Source organism: Pandoraea thiooxydans, assembly GCF_001931675.1.
GTDB classification, from domain to species: domain Bacteria; phylum Pseudomonadota; class Gammaproteobacteria; order Burkholderiales; family Burkholderiaceae; genus Pandoraea; species Pandoraea thiooxydans.
Map to the genome: position 1 here is coordinate 72,328 of NZ_CP014839.1, position 22,082 is coordinate 94,409.

Here is a 22,082-nt window from a genome sequence, read left to right on the forward strand (position 1 = left end):
GTCATGATTCTCTATTTGCATGGATTCCGATCATCGCCGCACTCCTTTAAGGCGCGGCTGCTGGCGGCTCGACTGCAGGCGCTGGGACACGCCCACGCCTGGGCGTGTCCGCAATTACCGGTGTCGCCGCTGGCGTCCGTTGCCATGGCCGAGAAGCTGATTGCCGACGTCCCGCCCGAGCATCTGACGTTGATCGGCAGCTCGTTGGGCGGCTATTACGCGACGTACCTTGCGCAGCGGGTCGGTTGCCGTTGCGTTCTGCTCAATCCTGCGACCCACCCTTATGACGACCTCGAACCCTGGCTGGGCGAGCATCCGCTGTGGCATGGCGGCGGCAGCGTACTGGTCGAGCAGCATCATCTCGGTGAGCTGCGCGCGTTGGAGGTGCCCAACATCAGCCGGCCCGAGCGTTATTGGCTGATCGCGGCAACCGGCGATGAGGTATTGGATTATCGCGACATGCTGGCCAAATATCCGGGTGCCAGAACAACGCTGATCGATGGTGGCGATCACGGCATCAGCGACTTTGCCGCCTATCTGGACGATGTGCTTGCGTTCTGCGGCGTCCCGCTTCCAAACGATTGAGCCGCGCTTCAGGAAGACGGCGCGGCCGGCGCGTTGGCGCGACGCAGCGCCCGCTTGGCGACACCGTTGCGCAATGCCCAACGCACCACGGGGGCGGCGGCGTGCACCCCCGGTCGCGCCACCCATTGCCGTAGCACGGCCAGGTCATTGAAGCCGAGCATCTCAGCCGCCCACGGCGGGAGCAGATCCACGCCGGCGTTGAACAGCAGTTGGCCGAACCAGCGCGTGCCTGGGTGAGGCGTCGGCAGGGCGCGCAGCACCCGAACCACTTCGCGCGTGCGCTCGTCGCTGCGCAATGCGCCGCGCATGTCCCGCAGGTAATCGGCCACCTCGGCCCGGCAAGCCGGCACGTTCGTGGCGCCCAGGCTTGTCGCGATAAGGGAAACTTCGCTGTAATAGCGATCCTGTTCGCTGCCGGGCAGCGTCGGATCCGCGTAGCGCAAATAGCTGTGCAGGAAACTGGAGACCTCGGCGACGTGCACCCACGTGAGCAGGGCCGGATCGCTCGCCGCATAGGGGTGTCCGTCGGGGGTCGTGCCGTGCACGCCGGCGTGGATGCGCCGTACGCGAGCAAGCAGGGCCTGCGCATCGGCTCGGCTGCCGTAGGTCGTGCCGGCGATGAAAGTCGCGGTGCGCCGCAGCCGCCCGATCACATCCTCGCGAAAATTCGAATGATCCCAGACGCCAGCCATGGCCAGCGGGTGCAGGCATTGGAGCAGCAGCGCACTGATGCCGCCGACCATCATCGAAGTGAAATCGCCGTGCACGCGCCAGCAGACGGCGCCCGGGCCGAACAATCCGGGGTCGCCGGGCGGCGACAGGTAGTCGATCTGCGGTGCGTTGCCGCCCGAGGTCAGGCTGACCAGCCGCACGGCAAGGGCGCTGCGCAGATATTCGAGCGGACCGCTGGGCGAGGAGGGCGAGTTGTTCATCGCATCAATGTCCGTCGCGCCGTTGCCGACGGATCACACCGTTATTCTTCGTTTGACCACAAATCCCGGGCGGGACTGGCGGCCGGGGCGGCCAGCCCGAAATGCCGGTAGGCCAGCAGGGTGGCCATGCGCCCGCGCGGCGTGCGTTGCAGGTAGCCTTGCTGGATCAGATAGGGTTCCAGCACATCCTCGATGGTATCGCGCTCTTCGCCGATCGCCGCCGCCAGGTTGTCGACCCCGACCGGACCGCCATCGAACTTGTGCAGGATGGCTTCGAGCAACTTCCGGTCCATGACGTCGAAGCCGACCGGGTCGACGTCCAGCATCGACAGCGCGGCATCCGCGACCTCGGCGGTTATCTCGCCGTCGGCCTTGACCTCGGCGTAATCGCGCACGCGCCGCAGCAGGCGGTTGGCGATGCGTGGCGTGCCGCGCGAGCGCCGTGCGATCTCGAGCGCGCCCTCGTCGCCGATCACGGCGCCCAGCAATTGGGCCGAGCGAGCCACGATGCTGGCCAGCTCGGCGGCGTTGTAGAACTCCAGTCGGGCAACGATGCCGAAGCGGTCGCGCAGCGGGTTGGTCAGCATGCCGGCGCGGGTGGTCGCGCCCACCAGCGTAAACGGCTGCAGATCGAGCTTGACGCTGCGCGCCGCCGGTCCCTCGCCGATCATGATGTCGATCTGATAATCCTCCAGCGCCGGGTACAGAATTTCCTCGACGACCGGCGACAGCCGATGAATCTCGTCGATGAACAGCACGTCGTTGGCTTCGAGGTTGGTCAGCAGCGCGGCCAGGTCGCCCGGTCGCTCGAGCACCGGGCCGGAGGTCTGACGCAAGTTGACGCCCATTTCGCGCGCGATGATATGCGCCAGCGTTGTTTTGCCGAGTCCCGGCGGGCCGAACAGCAGGACGTGGTCAAGCGCCTCGGCGCGCTTGCGGGCCGCGGCAATGAAAATTTCCAACTGGTCGCGCACCTTGGCCTGCCCGACATACTCATCGAGCAGCTTGGGGCGCAGCGCCCGTTCGAACACTTCTTCATTGGGCGAGACAGGGGCGGCGGAAATCAGCCGGTCGCTGCCAAGTTTGTCGGTTTCGATCATCCGGCCATTGTAGCGCGTCGGATAGAGGCGCGATATTTATCCGAACTAGGCTTTGGAGAGCCCCTTGAGCGCATGCTTGATACCGTCGGACACGCCCGTGCCGGCCGGAATCTGCTTGACGGCCGTAACCGCCTCCTTCTCCGAATATCCAAGCGCGAGCAGCGCGTTGAGGACGTCGCTGGCGTGCTCGCTGGTGGCCACCGTGCCCACGGCAACACCCAGGTCGGCGCCGAATTTACCCTTGAGTTCGAGCAACAGCCGCTCCGCGGTCTTTTTGCCGATGCCGGGCACTCTCGTCAGGCGGCCGGCTTCCTGCAAGGTAATGGCCTGCGCCAGATCGGCCACGCTCATGCCCGACAGAATGGCCAGCGCGGTACGCGCGCCGACGCCGGAAATCTTCAGCAATTCGCGGAACGCGGTGCGCTCCTGGCTCGTCCCGAACCCGTAAAGCAGGTGGGCGTCCTCCCGCACGATCATCTGTGTGAGCAGGGTGACTTTTTCCCCGAGCGCGGGCAGATTGTAGAACGTGCTCATCGGCACGGCCAGCTCGTAGCCGACGCCCTGGCAGTCGACCAGAATGTGCGGTGGGTTTTTTTCCAGCAGGGTACCGGCGATGCGACCGATCATGGCGAGTCGAAATGAGAAGGAAACGTGCCGGCAGTGTACTCGATTCGCGCGCCGCGGCGTGGCTAGCCGATCAGGCGTCCGCGCCGCACCCGCAGGCCCTTTTGCGCCAGCTGCGGCGCCAGCCCGCCAAGCGTCGAGAGTGTGCTGCCGCCATGCGCATGGCAGATCGCCACGCCCAGGGCGTCGGCCGCATCGGTGCTGGGCGTGCCGGACAGCCGCAACAGGCGGGTCACCATCTCCTGAACCTGAGCCTTGCTGGCGCGTCCGTAACCGACGACGGCCTGCTTGAGCTGCAGCGCCGTGTATTCGAACACCGGCAGATCGCAGTTGACCAGCGCGCACAGCGAGGCGCCGCGCGCTTGCCCGAGCAGCAGTGTCGATTGCGGGTTGACGTTGACGAAAACTTTCTCGATCACCGCTTGCGTCGGCTGGTGCTCGCGCACGATGGCGCTGACGCCATCGAAGATGGTCTTCAGTCGCTGTGGCAGATCGGCGTCGTGGGGGGTGCGAATCACGCCGCTGGCGACGTATTCGAGCCGGTTGCCCTGCTTGTCGAGCACGCCGAAGCCGGTCACGCGCAAGCCGGGGTCGATGCCGAGAATTCTCATAATGGACGCCGTCCGGCGGAATCAAAGGGATTGGCCCGTATTTTGGCACACCAGCCTGAGGTGGCGACGGGACGACGTCACGGAATTGTTGTAAATTGCGGGCTGGCTTTTCTACCGCGCTCGGGTCGCACCGCTATGCTCTGGATCAAGGCTTTTCACATTGTTTTCGTCGCCTCGTGGTTTGCCGGATTGTTCTACCTGCCGCGCATCTTCGTCAATCTGGCGATGGAGACCGAGGCTGCCGCCACGCAGCGCCTGCTGACGATGGCCCGCAAGCTCTACCGCTTCATGACGATTCTGGCGATCCCCGCCTTGCTGCTTGGACTGACGCTGTGGCTGTATTACGGTATCGGGCAGGGTCAGGGCTGGCTGCACGCGAAGCTGGGGATTGTCGTACTGCTGATTGCCTACCATCACGTGTGCGGCCGCCTGCTGCGCGACTTCGAGCAGGGGCGCAATCGCCGCTCGCATCGCTGGTTTCGCTGGTTCAACGAATTGCCGGTGCTCGGCCTGATCGCGGCCGTGGTGCTGGTAGTGGTCAAGCCCTTTTAAGCGGATCGGCGCCACACGACAACAATGCATCTGACTGCCTCGGCAAGGAGACCTCGATGACCAAGACTTGTGACTACTTTTTTTCGCCTCAGTCCCCATACGCCTATCTGGGGCACGAGCGCTTCGTCGCCCTGGCTGCGCAATACGGAGTGCAAATCAATCTCAGGCCGTTCGATAGCGGCAAGGTATTCGCCGTTTCAGGCGGTCTGCCGCTCGGGCAGCGAGCGCCGCAGCGGCAGGCTTACCGGTTGATCGAGCTCGCGCGCTGGAGCAAGGCGCTGTCGGTACCGTTGAATCTGCACCCCAAATATTTCCCGGTCTCGGGCGATCCGGCCGCGCGCCTGATCATTGCCGCGCAATTCGCGCATGGCACGGAGCGCGCGCTGGCGCTGACCGGCGCGGTGATGCGCGCGGTATGGGCTGAGGAGCGCAATATCGCCGACGACGCGACTCTGGTCGCCCTGGCCCAGCAATTCGACATGGACGGACCGGCGCTGCTCCGGGCAGCCGCGGGCGCCAGCGTACAGTCGACCTACGATCAATACACGCAGGAAGCGATTTCGGCCAACGTGTTCGGCATGCCGTGGTACCGCTTTCGCGACGAGCCTTTCTGGGGGCAGGACCGCTTGCAGTTTCTCGAGCAGGCATTCGCCGGCGCCGCGTAACGCCGTCGGCCGCGCGGCCCTGGGCCGCGCAACGGGATTTGCGGATTGCGTATCGAGGAGGCTGGCATGCGGATCAACGATATCGTGCGAATCGGACCGGTCGTTCCGGTATTGCAGTTCGACAGCGTCGAGCAGGGCGAGAGCGTCGCGCAGGCACTGCTCGACGGTGGCGTGCGGGTCCTCGAAGTCACCTTGCGTACGCCGGCGGCCATGGCCGTCATCGAGCGGGTGGCTCGCTTGTCCGACCAGATGGTGGTCGGCGTCGGCACGCTGACGCGTCCCGAGCAATTTGCGATGGCGGTCTCGGCTGGCGCGCGATTCGGTGTCTCGCCGGGCTTCACGTCCGCGCTGGGCGAAGCCGCGCAAGCAGCTGGGTTGCCGCTGCTTCCTGGCGTGGCGACGCCCTCGGAGATCCTTGCGGCGCAGGCGGCCGGCTACGACATCGTCAAATTTTTCCCGGCCGAGCCCGCCGGCGGCGTACCGATGCTCAAGGCGCTGCATGGCCCATTTGCCGATTTGCGGTTCTGTCCAACCGGAGGCATTACCGCCGAGAGCGCGCCGTCCTATCTGGCGTTGCCCAACGTGGTGTGCGTCGGCGGCTCGTGGCTCACCCCCAAGGCGGTGGTCGATCGCCGTGATTGGGTGGCCATCACCCGGCTCGCGCAGGCGGCGGCCGCATTGCGCCCCGCGCAGCACTCTGCATAGCGCCGCGAGCGTTTGCCTGCGCTGTCCTGCGCGTACAATACGGCTTTACCTTCCCAGGCCGGTGCCCAGGCGCCGGCCGCTTCGTTATGTCCTCATTCGAATTTTTCGCGCCGTGCCCGCGTGGGCTGGAAGAAGCACTGGCCGCCGAGCTGCACGAGCTGGGCCATGTGGCCCCGCTGGCCGTCGGCGCGCAGGTGCCTGGCGGCGTGCATTTCGCCGGACCGTGGGCGGCCGGCATGGCTGCCAACCTCCACTCCCGTATCGCCAGCCGTGTACTGTTGCGCATCGCGCAACGTGCCTATCGCAGCGAACAGGACATCTATGCGTTGGCGATGGAGCAGCGTTGGGAAGACTGGTTCTCAGCACGGCAAACGCTGCGCGTCGACGTGACCGCCATCAAGGCGCCGCTCAAGAGCCTCGAGTTCGTTACGCTGCGCATCAAGGACGCCATTTGCGATCGCCTGCGCGACAAAACCGGCGCGCGGCCAAGCATCGACACCGCGCAACCCGACGTGCGTGCATTCGCATTTCTGAGCGCCCAACAGGCGACGCTGTACCTGGATACGTCCGGCGATGCACTGTTCAAGCGCGGCTGGCGTCTGGACAAGGGCGCCGCGCCATTGCGCGAAAATCTCGCGGCGGGCATTTTGCGTCTGGCCGGCTGGCGCCATGGCATGGCGCCGGCGGTGCCGCTGTACGACCCGATGTGCGGCAGCGGCACCTTTCTCGCCGAAGCCGCGCAAATCTCCCTGGGAGTGCCGGCCGGCGTGATGCGCCGCTTCGGTTTCGAGCGGCTGCAGGGATACGACATCAATGCCTGGCAGGGGCTCAAGCAACAGGCGCTCGACGCCCAGCAGGCCGCACGCGCTCATGGTGCGCCGCTGCCGATCTATGGCAGCGATATTTCCGGTGACATGCTGATCAAGGCGCGCCTGAATTTCGAGCGCGCTGGATTGCCGCCGCTGTCGCTCAAGCAGATCGATGCGCGCGCAATGGTGCCGCCATGCGCCGAGGCCGGCATTATCGTGACCAACCCGCCGTATGGCGAACGCCTGGAAGTCCGGGGGCGAGGGGCGGGGCGCCGCGACGACGATGGAGCGGCACTGGATGACGAATACGGCGATGCCGGGTTTCGCCGGGCTCGGCCGGACAATGTCGACGCCGAATTTTTCCAGGCGTTCGGCAATGCGCTCAAGCAGCGCTTCGCCGGCTGGACCGTGCATGTGCTGACTGCCGACATGCGCCTGCCGGGCCAGATGCGCCTGCGCGAGGCGCGCCGCACGCCGCTGTTCAACGGCGCCATCGAATGCCGGCTGTTCCGTTTCGACATGATCGCCGGCGCGGTGCGCAAGCGACCCGCTTCGGACACTAGCGATCCAGCGCCAGAAAACGTTTGACGATGCCGTGCGAGTAGACACTCGCCACGTTTTTCAGGAACGGCGGAAAGTCGACGTGCGCCTGATCGTTGGCGTTGTCCGACACGGTACGCATCACCGCGAATCGCACGCCGTACTCGTAACACACCTGGGCGACCGCGGCGCCTTCCATCTCCACCGCCAGCGCATCGGGCGCTGCCGCGAGCAAAGCCGCGGCGCGCGCATGGCTGCTGATGAACTGGTCGCCGCTGAGGACCAGACCGGCATGCACGCGCGGCGCGTCGATCCGAAAATGCCGCAGCGTGGCCGCCTCGATGCGCTGCGGCAACTGCTCGCGCAGGAACGCGCCCGCCGCCTCGACCAACTGGGCGCTGAGCTGCGGATCGGCGTCGAAGCGGCTTTTGCCCAGCAACGGCACTTCGTGCCGCGGAAATAGCGGTTGCGCGTCGAGGTCGTGCTGCATCAACGCGTTGGCCACCACCACATCGCCCACCGGCAGGCCCGGGGCGATACCGCCGGCCAGGCCGGTGAACAGCAGGCGATCGATCTTGAACTCGTGAATCAGCGCGGTGGCGGTGGCCGCCGCCGCGACCTTGCCCAGCCGCGCCAGCACGATCACGCATGCGTGTCCATCGAGGGTGCCGACGTAATAGTCGCGCATGCCGATGCGTGCGACGCGCGCGCCGGACTCCATATCCCGCAGGAGTTCGGCGATTTCCTCATGCATGGCGGCAACGATGCCCAGGGTCATAGCAGGTGTTCCGATCAGTTACTCGATGGCCTTGACCATCTCTTCGACGACCTTCTTGGCATCGCCGAAAACCATCATGGTCTTGTCCATGTAAAACAGCTCGTTGTCGAGTCCGGCGTAGCCGGCGGCCATCGAGCGCTTGTTGACGATGACCGTCTTGGCCTTGTATGCCTCCAGGATCGGCATGCCGGCAATCGGCGAGCCCGGATCGTTCTTGGCCGCCGGATTGACCACGTCGTTGGCCCCCAGCACCAGCACCACGTCGGTCTGCCCGAACTCGCCGTTGATGTCCTCCATCTCGAACACCTGGTCGTACGGCACTTCCGCCTCGGCCAGCAACACGTTCATATGCCCCGGCATGCGTCCGGCCACCGGGTGAATCGCATAGCGGACATTGATGCCGTGCTCGGTGAGCTTCTCGGTCAGTTCCTTGAGCGCGTGCTGCGCGCGCGCCACCGCCAGCCCGTAGCCGGGAACGATCACCACCGACTCGGCGTTGCTCATCAGGAACGCCGCGTCGTCGGGCGAGCCGGACTTGACCGGGCGCTGTTCCTGTTGCCCCTTCGCGCCGGCCGTGGCGGTCGCCCCGAAGCCTCCCAGCAGCACGTTGAAGAACGAGCGGTTCATGGCCCGGCACATGATGTACGAGAGAATCGCCCCGGAGCTGCCGACCAGCGAGCCGGCGATGATCAGCATCGGGTTGTTCAGCGAGAAGCCGATACCTGCGGCGGCCCAGCCCGAATACGAGTTCAGCATCGACACCACCACCGGCATGTCGGCCCCGCCGATCGGGATAATGATCAGCACGCCCAGCGCGAAGGCGATTGCCGTCATCAGCAGGAACGGCAGCCAGCTTTGCGACAGAAAGAAAATCAGGCCGAAGCCGACCATCGCCAGCGCCAGCATCAGGTTGATCAGGTGTTGGCCCGGATAGACCACCGGCGCGCCCTGAAACAGGCGGAACTTGTATTTGCCCGAGAGCTTGCCGAAGGCGATTACCGAACCCGAGAACGTGATGGCGCCGACGAAGGTGCCGATGAACAGCTCCAGCCGGTTACCCAGCGGCAACGCGAAATCGCCCGGCGGCGCGATGCCGAACGCGCTGGGCTCGGACACCGCCGCAATCGCGATACACACGGCGGCCAGGCCGATCAGCGAGTGCATTGCGGCGACCAGCTCCGGCATTTTCGTCATCTCGACGCGCCGTGCGATGACCGCACCGATCGTGCCGCCCACCACCAGGCCGATGGCGATCAGGCTGATACCGGAGACGCCGCCGCCGGCCATGCGCCGCAGTTCGTAGATCAGCGCCACGGTGGTCAGGGCGGCGATTAGCATGCCCGCCATGCCGAAAAGATTGCCGCGCCGCGCACTCTTGGGGCTCGAGAGTCCCTTGAGCGCCTGGATGAAGCAGATCGATGCCAGCAGGTACAGCAACGTGACCAGATTCATGCTCATGACTGCCCCCCGGCTTGTTCGCTTTTCTTCGGTTCTTTCTTCTTGAACATTTCCAGCATGCGCTGGGTGACCAGGAAGCCCCCGAACACGTTGACCGCGGCCAGCGTCACCGCCAGCACGCCCATCACCTTGCCGACGCTGCCGTTGGTGAGCCCCGCGGCGAGCATGGCGCCGACGATGATGATCGCCGAAATGGCATTGGTCACCGCCATGAGCGGTGTATGCAGAGCCGGTGTGACATTCCACACCACGTGATAGCCGACGTAGACCGCCAGCACGAAGATGATCAGGTTGATAACCGTATGGTTGACGAGTTCCATGTTGTCCTCGGCTGCGATTCAGGAGTTTTGACGCAACACCTGCCCGTCCCTGCACATCAGGCAGGCGGCGACGATGTCATCGTTCATGTCGATGGCCAACTTTCCTTCCTTGTCGATCAGCAGCTTGAGGAAGTCCAGTACGTTGCGGGCATACAGGGCCGAGGCATCGGCACTGAGCATGCCCGGCAGGTTGGTGTGCCCCACCAGAGACACGCCATGCTTGACGACGATCCGGTCGGGTTCGGTCAGCGGGCAGTTGCCGCCGCCGTTCGCACCACGCCCCGCAGCCAGATCGACTACCACCGAGCCTGGCTTCATGGCCTTGACGGTGTCCTCCGAGAGCAGCATCGGGGCGGGGCGTCCCGGAATGAGGGCGGTGGTGATGACGATGTCGGCCTGGCGGGCGCGCTCGTGCACCAGCTCGGCCTGCCGCTTGATCCAGTCGGGCGGCATCGGGCGCGCATAGCCGCCCACGCCCTGGGCAATCTCGCGCTCCTCGTCGGTCAGAAGAGGCACGTCGAGAAACTTGGCGCCCAGCGATTCGATCTGCTCCTTGACCGCCGGTCGCACGTCGGAAGCCTCGATCACCGCACCCAGCCGCTTGGCGGTGGCGATCGCCTGCAGGCCTGCCACCCCAGCGCCCAGGATCAGCACGCGCGCGGCCTTGACGGTGCCGGCCGCGGTCATCAACATCGGCATGAAGCGCTGATACACGTTGGCCGCGACCATCACCGCCTTGTAGCCGGCGATATTCGCCTGCGAGGAGAGCACGTCCATGCTCTGCGCGCGCGTCGTGCGCGGCGCGGCCTCCAGCGCGAAGGCCGTGAGATTGGCCGCGGCCAGCTGGGCGTTGTTCTCGTTGTCGAACGGATTGAGCATGCCGATGAGCACGGTGCCGGCGCGCAGTTGGCCCAGTTCCGCCGTGACCGGCGTGCGTACCTTGAGCAGGATGTCGGCACCCAACACCGCGGCGGTGTCGCCAATGCGAGCTCCGGCCGCTTCGTAGAGCGCGTCTGGCACGCTCGCGCCGAGCCCGGCGTCATGTTCGACTGTCACCTGATGGCCGGCGGCCACCAGCTTCTTGACGGTCTCCGGCGTGCCTGCGACGCGTGTCTCGCCCGGCCAGCGTTCCAACGGTATGCCGATATGCATCTCCACTCCTTCCCTGTTTTGAATCGGGGCACCCGTTGTCACAACCGCCCCGGGGCCGCCTGGTTTGATAATTCGAGGGTCTTGCATAAAACGCAGCGGCTAGCTTACCCGAATATAGGAATGGTGAATATTCGTGAGCTGGCTATATCGATATTACCGGTATGCGTAGTCATGTTTATGTCAAGAACGGGACGCAGAGGCCATTCGGCGGCGTTTTCGCCCAAACGGTAGAATAACGGCTTGCTACGGAATCCCCCATGACACAACGCTGGAAACCCCATGTCACCGTGGCGGCCGTGATTGAACGAGACGGCCGCTTTTTGCTGGTCGAGGAACGAACGCCCGACGGCCTTCAATTGAATCAGCCGGCCGGCCATCTCGAATCGGGCGAGTCGCTGCTCGAAGCCGTGGTACGCGAGACCCGCGAAGAAACCGCACGAGCGTTCGAGCCCGAGGCGCTGCTGGGCATTTATCAGGCGCGCGGCAACACCCCGGAGAACCAGGAGGTCACCTACCTGCGCTTTGCTTTTGTCGGCCGGGTGGGCGATCCGCTGGCCGGCCAGGCACTCGACGATGGCATCGTGCGCACGCTATGGGCCACACCCGAGCAAATCCAGGCGGAGCGGGCGCGCCATCGCAGTCCGCTCCTGATGCGGTGCGTCGACGATTATCTGCGAGGCCAGCGTTATCCGCTCGAACTGATTTATACCCATGCCGCGCCCGCCGCCGCACCGGAGGGCACATGAGCCGGCAGCGTGTGGTGGTCGGCATGTCGGGCGGGGTCGACTCGTCCGTGACGGCGTGGCTGCTCAAACAGCAGGGCTACGACGTGGTCGGCCTGTTCATGAAGAACTGGGAGGACGACGATGACGGCGAATACTGCTCGACCCGGCAGGACTGGATCGACGTCGTCTCGGTCGCGGATCTGATCGGTATCGACGTCGAAGCGGTCAATTTCGCCGCCGAATACAAGGACCGCGTGTTCGCCGAATTTCTGCGCGAGTATTCGGCCGGCCGCACGCCCAACCCGGACGTGCTGTGCAATGCCGAGATCAAGTTCAAGGCGTTTCTCGATCATGCGGTGGCGCTGGGCGCCGAGTCGATCGCGACCGGCCATTACGCCCGCGTGCGCGAGCGCGACGGACGTTTCGAATTGCTCAAGGCCAAGGATTCGAGCAAGGATCAGAGTTATTTCCTGCACCGGCTCAACCAGGCGCAGCTATCGCGCACGATGTTCCCGCTCGGCGAGATACCCAAGACCGAGGTGCGGGAGATCGCCGCACGCATCGGCCTGCCCAACGCAAAGAAGAAGGACTCGACGGGCATCTGCTTCATCGGCGAGCGGCCGTTTCGGGAGTTTCTGAACCGCTATTTGCCGACCCGGCCCGGACCGATGAAAACACCGGACGGCAAGGTCGTCGGCGAGCATATCGGCCTGGCTTTCTACACGCTCGGGCAGCGCAAGGGAATCGGCCTGGGCGGCAGCCGCGATGGCTCGGGCGAGCCCTGGTTCGTGGCTCGCAAGGACATGAGCGAAAACACGCTGTATGTGGTGCAGGGGCACGATCATCCCTGGTTGCTGGCGCACACGCTGCAGGCGACCGACTTGTCGTGGGTCGCGGGCGAGCCGCCGCGCGAAGGATGGGCCTGCGCGGCCAAGACGCGCTACCGGCAGGCCGACGCGCCGTGCCTGGTCGCGCGTGCCAGCCAGGCGCACCTCGAACTGCATTTCGAGGCGCCGCAGTGGGCGGTCACGCCCGGGCAATCGGCAGTGCTATACGACGGCGACGTATGCCTGGGCGGCGGCATTATCGAGAGCACGCAGGCATGATGGCAGTGTACGAATCCTGATAAGAAGGAGACGGGTATGTGGTCCAGGCGTTATCTGGCTTTTTGGGGGGCTGTCATCGTTCTGGCCGCAACTGCCTGGGCGGCGGGGCGCGGGACGCTGAGCTGGCTGTGCGTGGTGATACCGGCGGCGCTCGTGTTGCTCGGCCTGCGCGATATCGGGCAGCCGCGCCATTCCGTGCTGCGCAATTACCCGCTGTGGGGGCATTTGCGGTTCCTGCTCGAATTCATTCGCCCGGAAATTCGCCAGTATTTCGTCGAAGACGATACGGTCGAAACACCGTTTTCGCGCGCGCAACGCAGCATCGTCTATCAGCGCGCCAAGGGCGAAGTCGACAGCCGTCCATTCGGCACCGAGCTGGATGTGAAGGTGGCAGGCTACGAGTGGATCAGCCATTCGCTCGCGCCGACCAAGCTGCCGTCGCATGATTTTCGTATCGTGATTGGCGCGGACCGCGCGCAGCCTTACTCGGCGTCGATTTTCAACGTCTCGGCGATGAGTTTCGGCGCGTTGTCCGGCAATGCGATCCAGGCGCTCAATCGCGGCGCCAAGCTCGGCGGGTTCATGCACGATACCGGTGAGGGGTCGATTTCTCCCTATCACCGCGAGCACGGCGGCGATCTGGTGTGGGAGGTGGCGTCGGGATACTTTGGCTGCCGTAACGACGATGGCTCGTTCAATCCAGATAAATTTGCCGAGCAGGCGCGCTCGCCGCAGGTGAAAATGATCGAGGTGAAGCTTTCGCAGGGCGCCAAACCAGGGCACGGCGGCGTCTTGCCGGCCGCCAAGGTGACGCCCGAGATTGCTGCCACGCGGGGTATCGCGATGGGTCAGGATTGCATTTCCCCGGCCACTCACTCGGCGTTCTCGACGCCGCTCGAATTGCTGCAGTTCGTGGATCGGCTGCGTACTCTGTCGGGCGGCAAGCCGACCGGCTTCAAGTTATGCATCGGGCACCCGTGGGAGTTCTTCGGCATCGTCAAGGCGATGCTGGAGTCCGGCATCCTGCCCGACTTCATTGTGGTCGACGGCGCCGAGGGCGGCACCGGGGCCGCGCCGCTGGAATTTACCGATCACGTCGGCATGCCGTTGCAGGAGGGCCTGCTGCTGGTGCATAACACCCTGGTCGGCACGAACCTGCGTGAACGCATCAAGGTTGGCGCCTCCGGCAAGATCGTCACAGCCTTCGATATTGCACGGACTCTGGCAGTTGGCGCCGACTGGTGTAATTCAGCCCGCGGCTTCATGTTCGCGATCGGGTGCATTCAATCGCAGAAGTGCCACACGGACCGTTGCCCGACCGGTGTGGCCACCCAGGACCGGCTGCGTCAGCGGGCCCTGGTGGTGCCGGACAAGGCCGAACGGGTGCATCAGTTCCATCGGCACACGCTGCACGCGTTGCAGGAGTTGATTCAGGCCGCCGGCCTGGCGCATCCGGCCGATTTGCGCGCGCATCACATCGTGCGGCGGATTTCGTCAAACGAAGTGCGTCTGTTGTCGGAGTTGCTGAAATACCTGGCCCCCGGCGACCTGCTGATCGGCAATTTCCGTTATCAGTTGTATGAGAAATATTGGCCGCTGGCTCGCAGCGACAGTTTCAATCTTCAGCCAACGGCCTGAGAGGCGCAAAAAAACCTGCCGGATTCGTCGAATCGGGCAGGTTTCTCGAGTGCGCGCAATTCAGGCTTGCGGCGGCTGCGTGTCGATAAACGACTGCCGTTGCGACAGACGTTCAAAGTACTTGCCCAGGGCGGGATGCGACGCGCGCCAGGCGATATCGGGCGCGCGCAAATCGAGATAGCCGAGCGCACAGCCGACTGCCAGATCCGCCAGACTCAAATGATTGCCGGCGCACCAGGGGCGCTCTCCCAGGCCGTTGGCCATCGCGTGCAGGCTCGTTTCGATCTTGTCGCGCTGACGATCGAGCCATGCCTGGGAGCGATGCTCCGGTTCGTGGAATTTGCCTTCCAGCCTGATCAGGACGGTCGCGTCGAGCACTCCGTCGGCAAGCGCTTCCCAGCAGCGGACCTCGGCGCGTTCGCGCCCAGACGGCGGAATGAGCTTGCCCACCGGTGTGAGGGTATCGAGATACTCGCAGATCACGCGCGAATCGAACATCGCTTCGCCGTCTTCCATGATCAGGCAGGGGATTTTGCCAAGCGGATTGGCGTCCCGGACATGTGAATCGGGCGCCCAAGGATCCTCGAGCACGAACTGGTAGTCGATTTTCTTTTCCACCATGACGATACGCACTTTACGAACGTACGGGCTGGTCAGCGAGCCGATTAACTTCATGGGGTTCCTTAGAAAATAACTGGAGCCGAGTATACCGTGCAGTTTGCCGCGAATGCGTTCGACTGTGGTACCGGAGAAACACCGAGAGGGTAACTCCCAACCTGGGGTTGACAGGCCTCGCACGGCCGCGCGGTGGGCAGGCCGGGGATGGTAAAATTCTGCTTTTCCGGGTGCGGCGTGACCGCTCCCCCTTTTCCCGCCTGATCTATTCGTTCTCCGCCATGTCCGACGATGCATTTTTCGCGCTCAATGCGCTTTCCCCGCTTGATGGCCGCTACGCCGCCAAGACCGACGCGCTGCGCCCCTGGTTGTCCGAAGCCGCCTTCATGCGACATCGCGTCATGGTCGAAATCCATTGGCTGATCGCGCTGTCGCATGCCGGCTTGCCGGAAATCGCGCCGTTCTCGCCGGCTGGCGAGAAATTCCTGCTGACGCTGGTCGAGCGCTTCGCCACTGCCGATGCGGCGCGCATCAAGGAAATCGAGCGCGTCACCAACCACGACGTGAAAGCGGTCGAATACTGGCTCAAGGAGCAGGTCAAGGGCCAGCCCGAGCTGGAAGCGGCGAGCGAGTTCATTCATTTCGCTTGCACCTCGGAGGACATCAATAATACGTCGCACGGCCTGATGCTCAAGGGCGCGCGCCAGCAGGCGCTGTTGCCGGCGCTGGAGGCGCTGCACCAGCGACTGGTGGCGCTGGCTCATGAATACGCGGGTCAGCCAATGCTCTCGCGCACGCACGGGCAGCCGGCGAGCCCGACGACCCTCGGCAAGGAGTTCGCCAATGTCGCCATGCGTCTGCAACGGGCGATCGAGCGCGTAGCGGCGGTGCCGTTGCTGGCCAAGATGAACGGCGCGGTGGGCAACTACAACGCGCACCTGTCGGCTTACCCCGAACTCGACTGGGAGAACTTCTCCCGTCGCGTGATCGAGGAGCGGCTGGGCCTGAGCTTCAACCCTTACACGATCCAGATCGAGCCGCATGATTACATGGCCGAACTGTTCGATGCCGTGGCGCGGGTCAATACGATCCTGCTCGATCTGAATCGCGATGTGTGGGGTTATATCTCCCTGGGCTACTTCAAGCAAAAAACCAAGGCCGGTGAGATTGGCTCGTCGACGATGCCGCACAAGGTCAATCCGATCGATTTCGAGAACTCCGAGGGCAATCTGGGGCTGGCCAATGCGATGCTGCGCCATTTGGCCGATAAGCTGCCGGTGTCTCGCTGGCAGCGCGACCTGACCGACTCCACGGTGCTGCGCAATATCGGTGTGGCTTTGGGCTACGGCCTGCTGGCGTACGACGCGTGCCTGCGCGGGCTGGGCAAGCTGGAGCTCAATCCGCAGCGCCTGAACGACGATCTCGATGCGTGCTGGGAGGTGCTGGCCGAACCGGTGCAGACCGTGATGCGGCGTTATGGCGTGCCCAACCCGTATGAGCAACTCAAGGATTTGACGCGCGGCAAGGGCATTACCCGCGAGGCGCTGCATACCTTCATCGGGCAGTTGGCGATTCCCGAGGAAGCGAAGGCCCGCCTGCTGGCCATGACGCCGTCGAGTTATGTCGGCAAGGCCATCGAGTTGGCAAAACGCGTGGCCTGAGTCGGTGGCGTGCATGAGGCGCCCTTGGGTCTGGCGGTGCCTGGCGGAACTGCGCGGGCATCCGCCAGCCTAATGCGGGGTCATGCGGCGTCCTGTCCGGGGGCGGGGCATTACGCCGACAGGCGCCGGTGTCATACGCTGCTGGTACCATGCCGATAGCCGCTGGTGCACAGTGAGTTCCGGGGTTGCCGCGACGGGCCACGTGGCGCGTATTACATGGTGATCCTGGCGGCGGACGTCCTCGCCGATGGCGACTGTTGGAAGCTACCTTGAGAGAGCACGCATCTTGCCGAACCCTTCATCGTCCGATCGAGATCCGCAAGGCAACCCGTACAAAACCAACCGGGGGTTGGCCCGAGCGTGGCGAGCGTTGCTGCACTCGTATAGCGGCATCCGCTATGCGATTCTCGAGGAGAGCGCATTTCGCCAGGAGCTGACCCTGGCGGCGATTTTGATTCCTGTGGCCGCGATCATTCCAGTGAGTGCGGTGGAACGCCTGCTGCTGATCGGCTCGGTGCTGCTGGTGCTGATCGTCGAGTTGCTCAATTCCAGCGTCGAAGCCGCAATCGACCGGATTTCGCTCGAAAAGCACGAGTTGTCCAAGCGGGCCAAGGATTTCGGTAGTGCCGCCGTTCTCATGGCCCTGTGTCTTTGCGGGCTGACTTGGCTGTTGCTGGCCGGCCCGCTCCTGCTGGCCCGTTTCAGTTGAATGTAGGATCGGGTGACTGCCCGGCTCGCTTGGCGCCAGCAAGAGCGCTTTTGAAACCCCCTTTCAGAAAAGAAAAAGCCTCCGCCAGGTCGCCCGGCGGAGGCTTTCAGGCGATTCGACGGTTCAGACTTGCGCGCCGAAGTTCGGGTCGTTGCGATCGGTCGAGTCGCCGTTGTCCTTGCCGCCGCCCTTGATCAGGTCTTCGCGCTTGACGCCGAGCCACATGGCCATCGCGGCGGCGACGAACACCGACGAGTAAATCCCGAAGCAGATCCCGACGGTCAGCGCCAGCGAGAAGTAGTGCAGCGTCGGTCCACCGAAGAAGAACATCGATAGCACCATCATCTGCGTGCTGCCGTGCGTGATGATGGTACGGGACATCGTGCTGGTGATCGCGTGATCGATGACGTGCGGCACCTCGGTCTTGCGCATCTTGCGGAAATTTTCCCGAATCCGATCGAAGATCACCACCGATTCATTGACCGAGTAACCGAGCACCGCCAGCACAGCTGCCAGCACCGAGAGCGAGAACTCCCACTGGAAGAAGGCGAAAAAGCCCAGGATGATCACCACGTCGTGCAAGTTCGCGATGATCCCCGCGACCGCGAATTTCCACTCGAAGCGGAACGACAGGTAGATGACGATGCCGATCACGACAAACAGCAACGCTAGCAAGCCATTGATCGCCAGTTCCTTGCCGACCTGCGGCCCGACGAATTCAACGCGTTGCAGCTTGGCCGTGGCATCCTGTGCCGATAGCGCCTGAAACACGGCCTGGCTTTGCGCGGAACTGGTCTCGGTCTTGCCGTTCGCACCTTTCTCGAGCGGCAGGCGGATCATTACGTCACTGGAGGTGCCGAAACTCTGCACCTGGGCGTCGCCATAACCCAGCTTGCCGACGGCGCTGCGGATTTCATCGAGATTCGCAGCGTGCCCGTAATTGACCTCCATCACCGTGCCGCCAGTGAATTCGATCGACAGGTGCAGGCCTCGATGAATCAAAAAGAACACTGCGGCGACGAACGTAATGGCCGAGATGATGTTGAAGATCAGGGCGTGCCGCATGAACGGCACGTCTTTTTTGATGCGGAAAAATTCCATGACGTATTCCTCTTGCGCTGGGCGATCGCGTTATTGTTTGGGCGACTCGGCGGTGCCGGCACCGTCCGGGCGCCATACCTGACCGATCGCCAGCGACTTGAGCTTGCGGCGACCGCCGTACCAAAGGTTGGCCAGGCCACGCGCAAAAAAGACTGCGGAGAACATCGACGTCAGAATCCCGATGCAGTGCACGATAGCGAACGCGCGCACCGGGCCCGACCCGAAGGCCAGCAGGGCCAGACCGGCGATCAGCGTGGTCGCGTTGGAGTCGAGGATGGTGGCCCAGGCATGTTCGAAGCCTGCTGAGATGGCCTTCTGCGGCCCCGCCCCGCCACGCAACTCCTCGCGTATCCGCTCGTTGATCAGCACGTTGGCGTCAATGGCCATCCCCAGCGTAAACGCGATAGCGGCAATGCCCGGCAGTGTCAGCGTGGCTTGCAGCATCGACAGCACGGCGATCAGCAGGAGCAGATTGACCAGCAGGGCGAGCACCGAGAACATGCCGAACAGCATGTAGTAGAACACCATGAAGACGGCGATGGCAGCCAGCCCGTACGTAACGGAATGGATCCCTTTCTTGATGTTGTCGGCGCCCAGGCTCGGGCCGATCGTGCGCTCCTCGACGATATTCATCGGTGCCGCCAGCGAGCCGGCGCGCAGCAGCAGCGCAAGGTCGTTGGCCGCCTGAGGCGAGCCCATGCCGGTGATCTGGAAGTTCTGGCCCAGTTCGCTGCGGATGGTGGCCACGGTCAGGACTTCGCCTTTGCCGTTTTCGAACAATACGATACCCATCGGCTTGCCGATGTTGTCGCGCGAGACGTCGCGCAGCACGCGCCCGCCCGCCGAGTCCAGCTTGATGCTGACCGACGGCTGCTGCTGCTCATCGAAGCCGGCCGAGGCGCTGGTGATGCGGTCGCCGCTGAAAATGACCTGGCGTTTGAGGAAAACCGGGGCGCCGTTGCCGTGCAGGAAAAGTTGATCGCCGGGAGGTACCGGCGTGTCGGCAGTCGGATAGCGCGGTGCATCGGGATCGGCCAGGCGCGCTTCGAGTGTCGCGGTGCGGCCGATGATTTCCTTGGCCTTGGCGGTGTCCTGCACACCCGGCAACTGCACGACGATGCGGTCGGCGCCTTCCTGCTGGATGATCGGTTCGGCGACCCCAAGTTCGTTGACCCGGTTATGCAGGGTCAGGATGTTCTGCTTGATGGCCGCTTCCTGCACGGCGCGGCGCGAGCTATCGCTGAACGAGCCGATCACGTTGTACTTGCCGGCGCCGGCGGGCTGAACCGTATATTGCAGATCGGGCAAATGGTCGGCCAGCACGTCGCGGGCCTTGTTCGCCGCGTTTTCCGAGTCGAGCTGCACCTGAAGCGTGCCGTCGGGCGTGCGGCTCACGCCGTCATTGCGGATGTCCTTGTCGCGCAACAGCGTACGCGCGTCGCCGGCGGTGGCCTCGAGCTTCTTGCTGATGGCCCCGGCCATGTCGACCTGCAGCAGAAAGTGAACACCGCCGCGCAGATCGAGGCCGAGATACATCGGCAGCGCATGCAGCGCACTCATCCAGTGCGGTGAGGCCGATACCAGGTTGAGGGCGACCACATACGTCGGATCGCTCGCGTCGGGGTTGAGCGTGCGTGCCAGCAGATCCTTGGCGCGCAATTGCGTGTCGGTATCGTGGAAGCTGATGCGTACGGTCGGATTCAGGTTGCTGTTGTCGAATTCAGCCCCGTCGAACGCAATGTGATTGCTCGTCAGAATGCCCTCGGCCCTCTCGAGCAGCGCGGGATCGGCCTTGACCGTGGCCTTGACGCTGAGTATCTGCACGGCCGGCACGTCTCCGAACAGATTGGGCGCAGCGTACAACAGGCCGATGGCCAGGGCCGCCAAAATGACGATGTATTTCCAGAGAGGATAGCGATTCATGATCGGCAGCGGGGCAGGTGCGTCGAAGGAGCCGGAAGCGGGTCCGCCGTCGCGGCGGACACCTGGCGATACGCGGAGTGGATCAGAGCGACTTCAGCGTGCCTTTGGGCAGCAGCGTCGTGACTGCGCTTTTCTGCACGTTGATTTCGACGCCGTCGGCAATCTCGACGCTGATGAAATTATCGGCGACCTTGGTGATTTTCCCGGCCAGGCCGCCGGAGGTGACGATTTCGTCGCCCTTGGTCAATTCCGAGAGCATGTTGCGGTGCTCTTTTTGGCGCTTCATTTGCGGCCGAATCATGATGAAGTACAGCACCACGAACATCAATACCAGCGGCAGGAAGCTCATCAGGCTGCTGGTCGGGCTGCCAGCGGCAGTCTGGGCAAAAGCGTTGGAAATCAGCACGTTCGGTTCTCCAAAATGGTGTGGTCGGAAGTCGATGGCCAGGCGGAGTTTGACGTATTCCAGAATGCCGGGCAAACGGAATGCCACGTCCCCTTAATCAGAATATTCCCATCGCAACACAGGGCGTTGCGATGGTGCTCTGGCCTCTCAGCGGGCATTAGATTTCTCCCGCTTTTCAAGTAGCCGGACATTCTACCATCGCCGGTGGGCAAGTCGACGATCCTTCAATCGATGCCTTGCGAGCGCTCGTGATGGAATTGTCGGACGAAAGCGTCGAATTGCCCGGTTTCGATAGCCGAGCGCATCTGTTGCATCAGTTGCAGATAGTAATGCAGGTTATGGATGGTATTGAGCCGGGCGCCGAGAATCTCCCCGGCACGCTGCAAATGATGAAGATAGGCGCGCGAAAAGTGACGGCAGGTGTAGCAGCCACAGGTCTGGTCGAGCGGGCGGGTATCGCTTTTGTGCGCGGCATTGCGAATCTTCAGGTCGCCGAAACGCGTGAACAGCCAGCCATTGCGGGCGTTGCGCGTGGGCATCACGCAATCGAACATGTCGACGCCGGCGGCCACCCCGGCCACCAGGTCTTCCGGCGTGCCGACCCCCATCAGATAGTGCGGCTTGTCGGCGGGCAAGCGCGGGGCGACGTGAGCCAGCACGCGCATCATGTCCTCCTTGGGTTCGCCTACCGACAGGCCGCCGATCGCGTAGCCATGGAAGTCGAGCTCGGCCAGCCCCGCCAGCGATTCGTCGCGCAAATGCTCGTACATGCCACCCTGCACGATGCCGAACAGCGCATTGGGGTTGGCCAGTCGGTTGAATTCTTCGCGCGAGCGGCGCGCCCAGCGCAGCGACATGCGCATCGACGCGCCGGCCTCGGCCTCGGTCGCCGGGCGGCCGTCGATCTCGTACGGAGTGCATTCGTCGAACTGCATCGCGATGTCCGAATTCAGGACATGCTGAATCTGCATCGAGATTTCGGGTGACAGAAACAGCCGGTCGCCATTGATCGGCGAAGCGAATTTCACCCCCTCTTCGCTGATTTTGCGCAACTCTCCCAGGCTGAAAACCTGGAAGCCCCCGGAGTCGGTCAGAATCGGCTTGTCCCAGCCCATGAAGCGATGCAGGCCACCGTGCGCGCCGATCGTGTCAAGGCCGGGGCGCAGCCACAAATGAAAGGTATTGCCCAGGATGATTTGCGCGCCGTTCTCGTCGAGTTCGAGCGGCGACATCGCCTTGACGGAACCATAGGTGCCTACCGGCATGAAAATCGGCGTCTCGACCACACCGTGGTTCAGAGTGAGCCGGCCGCGGCGGGCTTGGCCGTCGGTACAGAGAAGTTCGAAGTTGAGCATGGATGCGTCGAG

At 63.8% G+C, this 22,082-nt stretch carries 23 protein-coding genes; 10 read left to right on the forward strand and 13 right to left on the reverse strand.

Features of this window, described 5'->3' with window-relative positions; all coding sequences use genetic code 11:
* Nucleotides 1-3: 3 nt before the first annotated feature.
* Nucleotides 4-585: a YqiA/YcfP family alpha/beta fold hydrolase gene (locus PATSB16_RS00355; protein ID WP_047215912.1), complete on the forward strand. Its 582-nt coding sequence runs from the start codon at nt 4-6 to the stop codon at nt 583-585.
* A gap of 8 nt (nt 586-593) precedes the next feature.
* On the opposite strand, the gene PATSB16_RS00360 is transcribed toward PATSB16_RS00355, so the two are convergent.
* The 4 genes from PATSB16_RS00360 to ruvC all read right to left on the reverse strand — a co-directional run bounded on the left by PATSB16_RS00360 (nt 594) and on the right by ruvC (nt 3,852).
* The gene (locus tag PATSB16_RS00360) at nt 594-1,517 is read right to left on the reverse strand and encodes an oxygenase MpaB family protein (RefSeq protein WP_418303878.1); all 924 of its coding nucleotides are present in this window, start codon (nt 1,515-1,517) and stop codon (nt 594-596) included.
* A 41-nt stretch (nt 1,518-1,558) separates the two neighbouring features.
* Nucleotides 1,559-2,617: a Holliday junction branch migration DNA helicase RuvB gene (gene ruvB, locus PATSB16_RS00365; RefSeq protein ID WP_047215914.1), complete on the reverse strand. Its 1,059-nt coding sequence runs from the start codon at nt 2,615-2,617 to the stop codon at nt 1,559-1,561.
* 45 nt (nt 2,618-2,662) lie between these two features.
* Entirely contained in the window at nt 2,663-3,244 is a 582-nt protein-coding gene (gene ruvA, locus PATSB16_RS00370) for a Holliday junction branch migration protein RuvA (RefSeq protein ID WP_047215915.1), read from the reverse strand.
* A gap of 62 nt (nt 3,245-3,306) precedes the next feature.
* Nucleotides 3,307-3,852 (reverse strand): crossover junction endodeoxyribonuclease RuvC, encoded by a 546-nt coding sequence (gene ruvC / locus PATSB16_RS00375; protein ID WP_047215916.1) that lies wholly within the window; start codon nt 3,850-3,852, stop codon nt 3,307-3,309.
* 135 nt (nt 3,853-3,987) lie between these two features.
* Between ruvC and PATSB16_RS00380 the strand changes: the two genes are divergently transcribed.
* The 4 genes from PATSB16_RS00380 (at nt 3,988) to PATSB16_RS00395 (ending at nt 7,171) form a co-directional block, all read left to right on the forward strand.
* Nucleotides 3,988-4,404: a CopD family protein gene (locus PATSB16_RS00380; RefSeq protein ID WP_047215917.1), complete on the forward strand. Its 417-nt coding sequence runs from the start codon at nt 3,988-3,990 to the stop codon at nt 4,402-4,404.
* A gap of 56 nt (nt 4,405-4,460) precedes the next feature.
* On the forward strand, nt 4,461-5,069 hold the full coding sequence (locus PATSB16_RS00385) for a 2-hydroxychromene-2-carboxylate isomerase (RefSeq protein ID WP_047215918.1): 609 nt from the start codon (nt 4,461-4,463) through the stop codon (nt 5,067-5,069).
* A gap of 66 nt (nt 5,070-5,135) precedes the next feature.
* Nucleotides 5,136-5,774, forward strand: coding sequence for a bifunctional 4-hydroxy-2-oxoglutarate aldolase/2-dehydro-3-deoxy-phosphogluconate aldolase (gene eda, locus PATSB16_RS00390; protein WP_047215919.1), 639 nt, complete (start codon nt 5,136-5,138; stop codon nt 5,772-5,774).
* Between the two features lie 86 nt (nt 5,775-5,860).
* Nucleotides 5,861-7,171, forward strand: a complete 1,311-nt coding sequence (locus PATSB16_RS00395; RefSeq protein ID WP_047215920.1) for a THUMP domain-containing class I SAM-dependent RNA methyltransferase — start codon at nt 5,861-5,863, stop codon at nt 7,169-7,171.
* On the opposite strand, the gene PATSB16_RS00400 is transcribed toward PATSB16_RS00395, so the two are convergent.
* From PATSB16_RS00400 to PATSB16_RS00415, 4 genes are read right to left on the reverse strand one after another with little or no spacing between them, the layout of a single operon-like run.
* Entirely contained in the window at nt 7,143-7,901 is a 759-nt protein-coding gene (locus PATSB16_RS00400; protein ID WP_047215921.1) for a 5'-methylthioadenosine/adenosylhomocysteine nucleosidase, read from the reverse strand. The two genes, PATSB16_RS00395 and PATSB16_RS00400, sit on opposite strands and share 29 nt — an antisense overlap.
* Nucleotides 7,902-7,919: 18 nt before the next feature.
* The gene (locus tag PATSB16_RS00405; protein ID WP_047215922.1) at nt 7,920-9,359 is read right to left on the reverse strand and encodes an NAD(P)(+) transhydrogenase (Re/Si-specific) subunit beta; all 1,440 of its coding nucleotides are present in this window, start codon (nt 9,357-9,359) and stop codon (nt 7,920-7,922) included.
* Nucleotides 9,356-9,679, reverse strand: coding sequence for an NAD(P) transhydrogenase subunit alpha part 2 (locus PATSB16_RS00410; protein WP_047215923.1), 324 nt, complete (start codon nt 9,677-9,679; stop codon nt 9,356-9,358). Before PATSB16_RS00410 ends, PATSB16_RS00405 begins: the two co-directional genes overlap by 4 nt.
* A gap of 18 nt (nt 9,680-9,697) precedes the next feature.
* The gene (locus tag PATSB16_RS00415) at nt 9,698-10,831 is read right to left on the reverse strand and encodes a Re/Si-specific NAD(P)(+) transhydrogenase subunit alpha (RefSeq protein WP_047215924.1); all 1,134 of its coding nucleotides are present in this window, start codon (nt 10,829-10,831) and stop codon (nt 9,698-9,700) included.
* Nucleotides 10,832-11,088: 257 nt separating this feature from the next.
* Here PATSB16_RS00415 and PATSB16_RS00420 point away from each other — a divergent pair, with 257 nt between their 5' ends.
* Genes PATSB16_RS00420 through PATSB16_RS00430 form a run of 3 tightly spaced genes read left to right on the forward strand, consistent with a single transcriptional unit; the run spans nt 11,089 to nt 14,300 of the window.
* Nucleotides 11,089-11,577: an NUDIX hydrolase gene (locus PATSB16_RS00420; protein ID WP_047215925.1), complete on the forward strand. Its 489-nt coding sequence runs from the start codon at nt 11,089-11,091 to the stop codon at nt 11,575-11,577.
* A complete protein-coding gene (gene mnmA / locus PATSB16_RS00425; protein WP_047215926.1) occupies nt 11,574-12,662 on the forward strand; it encodes a tRNA 2-thiouridine(34) synthase MnmA in 1,089 nt (362 codons plus the stop codon). The genes PATSB16_RS00420 and mnmA overlap by 4 nt, the downstream gene beginning before the upstream one ends.
* 36 nt (nt 12,663-12,698) lie before the next feature.
* Nucleotides 12,699-14,300 carry an FMN-binding glutamate synthase family protein gene (locus PATSB16_RS00430; RefSeq protein WP_047215927.1) on the forward strand — a complete coding sequence of 534 codons (1,602 nt, stop codon included), beginning with the start codon at nt 12,699-12,701 and terminating at the stop codon, nt 14,298-14,300.
* A 60-nt stretch (nt 14,301-14,360) separates the two neighbouring features.
* Here the strand turns inward: PATSB16_RS00430 and PATSB16_RS00435 are convergent, their stop codons facing one another.
* A complete protein-coding gene (locus PATSB16_RS00435) occupies nt 14,361-14,975 on the reverse strand; it encodes a glutathione S-transferase (RefSeq protein ID WP_047215928.1) in 615 nt (204 codons plus the stop codon).
* 221 nt (nt 14,976-15,196) lie between these two features.
* Here PATSB16_RS00435 and purB point away from each other — a divergent pair, with 221 nt between their 5' ends.
* Together purB and PATSB16_RS00445 are read left to right on the forward strand one after the other, a co-directional pair.
* Complete coding sequence (gene purB / locus PATSB16_RS00440) at nt 15,197-16,576, forward strand: adenylosuccinate lyase (RefSeq protein WP_047216812.1); 1,380 nt, start codon at nt 15,197-15,199, stop codon at nt 16,574-16,576.
* 247 nt (nt 16,577-16,823) lie between these two features.
* A complete protein-coding gene (locus PATSB16_RS00445; RefSeq protein ID WP_072628586.1) occupies nt 16,824-17,285 on the forward strand; it encodes a diacylglycerol kinase in 462 nt (153 codons plus the stop codon).
* Between the two features lie 123 nt (nt 17,286-17,408).
* Here the strand turns inward: PATSB16_RS00445 and secF are convergent, their stop codons facing one another.
* The 4 genes from secF to tgt all read right to left on the reverse strand — a co-directional run bounded on the left by secF (nt 17,409) and on the right by tgt (nt 22,070).
* Nucleotides 17,409-18,386: a protein translocase subunit SecF gene (secF, locus tag PATSB16_RS00450; RefSeq protein ID WP_047215929.1), complete on the reverse strand. Its 978-nt coding sequence runs from the start codon at nt 18,384-18,386 to the stop codon at nt 17,409-17,411.
* 30 nt (nt 18,387-18,416) lie between these two features.
* Entirely contained in the window at nt 18,417-20,309 is a 1,893-nt protein-coding gene (gene secD / locus PATSB16_RS00455; RefSeq protein WP_047215930.1) for a protein translocase subunit SecD, read from the reverse strand.
* An 82-nt stretch (nt 20,310-20,391) separates the two neighbouring features.
* The gene (gene yajC / locus PATSB16_RS00460) at nt 20,392-20,658 is read right to left on the reverse strand and encodes a preprotein translocase subunit YajC (RefSeq protein ID WP_047216814.1); all 267 of its coding nucleotides are present in this window, start codon (nt 20,656-20,658) and stop codon (nt 20,392-20,394) included.
* Nucleotides 20,659-20,939: 281 nt separating this feature from the next.
* On the reverse strand, nt 20,940-22,070 hold the full coding sequence (gene tgt, locus PATSB16_RS00465; protein ID WP_047216815.1) for a tRNA guanosine(34) transglycosylase Tgt: 1,131 nt from the start codon (nt 22,068-22,070) through the stop codon (nt 20,940-20,942).
* Nucleotides 22,071-22,082 lie beyond the last annotated feature (12 nt).

What these genes read in the sequence shown, in the direction of transcription:
- PATSB16_RS00355 (WP_047215912.1), top strand. Translation starts at nt 4, where the DNA reads ATGATTCTCTATTTGCATGGATTCCGATCATCGCCGCACTCCTTTAAG.
- PATSB16_RS00360 (WP_418303878.1), bottom strand. Translation starts at nt 1,517, where the DNA reads ATGAACAACTCGCCCTCCTCGCCCAGCGGTCCGCTCGAATATCTGCGC.
- ruvB (WP_047215914.1), bottom strand. Translation starts at nt 2,617, where the DNA reads ATGATCGAAACCGACAAACTTGGCAGCGACCGGCTGATTTCCGCCGCC.
- ruvA (WP_047215915.1), bottom strand. Translation starts at nt 3,244, where the DNA reads ATGATCGGTCGCATCGCCGGTACCCTGCTGGAAAAAAACCCACCGCAC.
- ruvC (WP_047215916.1), bottom strand. Translation starts at nt 3,852, where the DNA reads ATGAGAATTCTCGGCATCGACCCCGGCTTGCGCGTGACCGGCTTCGGC.
- PATSB16_RS00380 (WP_047215917.1), top strand. Translation starts at nt 3,988, where the DNA reads ATGCTCTGGATCAAGGCTTTTCACATTGTTTTCGTCGCCTCGTGGTTT.
- PATSB16_RS00385 (WP_047215918.1), top strand. Translation starts at nt 4,461, where the DNA reads ATGACCAAGACTTGTGACTACTTTTTTTCGCCTCAGTCCCCATACGCC.
- eda (WP_047215919.1), top strand. Translation starts at nt 5,136, where the DNA reads ATGCGGATCAACGATATCGTGCGAATCGGACCGGTCGTTCCGGTATTG.
- PATSB16_RS00395 (WP_047215920.1), top strand. Translation starts at nt 5,861, where the DNA reads ATGTCCTCATTCGAATTTTTCGCGCCGTGCCCGCGTGGGCTGGAAGAA.
- PATSB16_RS00400 (WP_047215921.1), bottom strand. Translation starts at nt 7,901, where the DNA reads ATGACCCTGGGCATCGTTGCCGCCATGCATGAGGAAATCGCCGAACTC.
- PATSB16_RS00405 (WP_047215922.1), bottom strand. Translation starts at nt 9,359, where the DNA reads ATGAGCATGAATCTGGTCACGTTGCTGTACCTGCTGGCATCGATCTGC.
- PATSB16_RS00410 (WP_047215923.1), bottom strand. Translation starts at nt 9,679, where the DNA reads ATGGAACTCGTCAACCATACGGTTATCAACCTGATCATCTTCGTGCTG.
- PATSB16_RS00415 (WP_047215924.1), bottom strand. Translation starts at nt 10,831, where the DNA reads ATGCATATCGGCATACCGTTGGAACGCTGGCCGGGCGAGACACGCGTC.
- PATSB16_RS00420 (WP_047215925.1), top strand. Translation starts at nt 11,089, where the DNA reads ATGACACAACGCTGGAAACCCCATGTCACCGTGGCGGCCGTGATTGAA.
- mnmA (WP_047215926.1), top strand. Translation starts at nt 11,574, where the DNA reads ATGAGCCGGCAGCGTGTGGTGGTCGGCATGTCGGGCGGGGTCGACTCG.
- PATSB16_RS00430 (WP_047215927.1), top strand. Translation starts at nt 12,699, where the DNA reads ATGTGGTCCAGGCGTTATCTGGCTTTTTGGGGGGCTGTCATCGTTCTG.
- PATSB16_RS00435 (WP_047215928.1), bottom strand. Translation starts at nt 14,975, where the DNA reads ATGAAGTTAATCGGCTCGCTGACCAGCCCGTACGTTCGTAAAGTGCGT.
- purB (WP_047216812.1), top strand. Translation starts at nt 15,197, where the DNA reads ATGTCCGACGATGCATTTTTCGCGCTCAATGCGCTTTCCCCGCTTGAT.
- PATSB16_RS00445 (WP_072628586.1), top strand. Translation starts at nt 16,824, where the DNA reads ATGGCGACTGTTGGAAGCTACCTTGAGAGAGCACGCATCTTGCCGAAC.
- secF (WP_047215929.1), bottom strand. Translation starts at nt 18,386, where the DNA reads ATGGAATTTTTCCGCATCAAAAAAGACGTGCCGTTCATGCGGCACGCC.
- secD (WP_047215930.1), bottom strand. Translation starts at nt 20,309, where the DNA reads ATGAATCGCTATCCTCTCTGGAAATACATCGTCATTTTGGCGGCCCTG.
- yajC (WP_047216814.1), bottom strand. Translation starts at nt 20,658, where the DNA reads ATGAGCTTCCTGCCGCTGGTATTGATGTTCGTGGTGCTGTACTTCATC.
- tgt (WP_047216815.1), bottom strand. Translation starts at nt 22,070, where the DNA reads ATGCTCAACTTCGAACTTCTCTGTACCGACGGCCAAGCCCGCCGCGGC.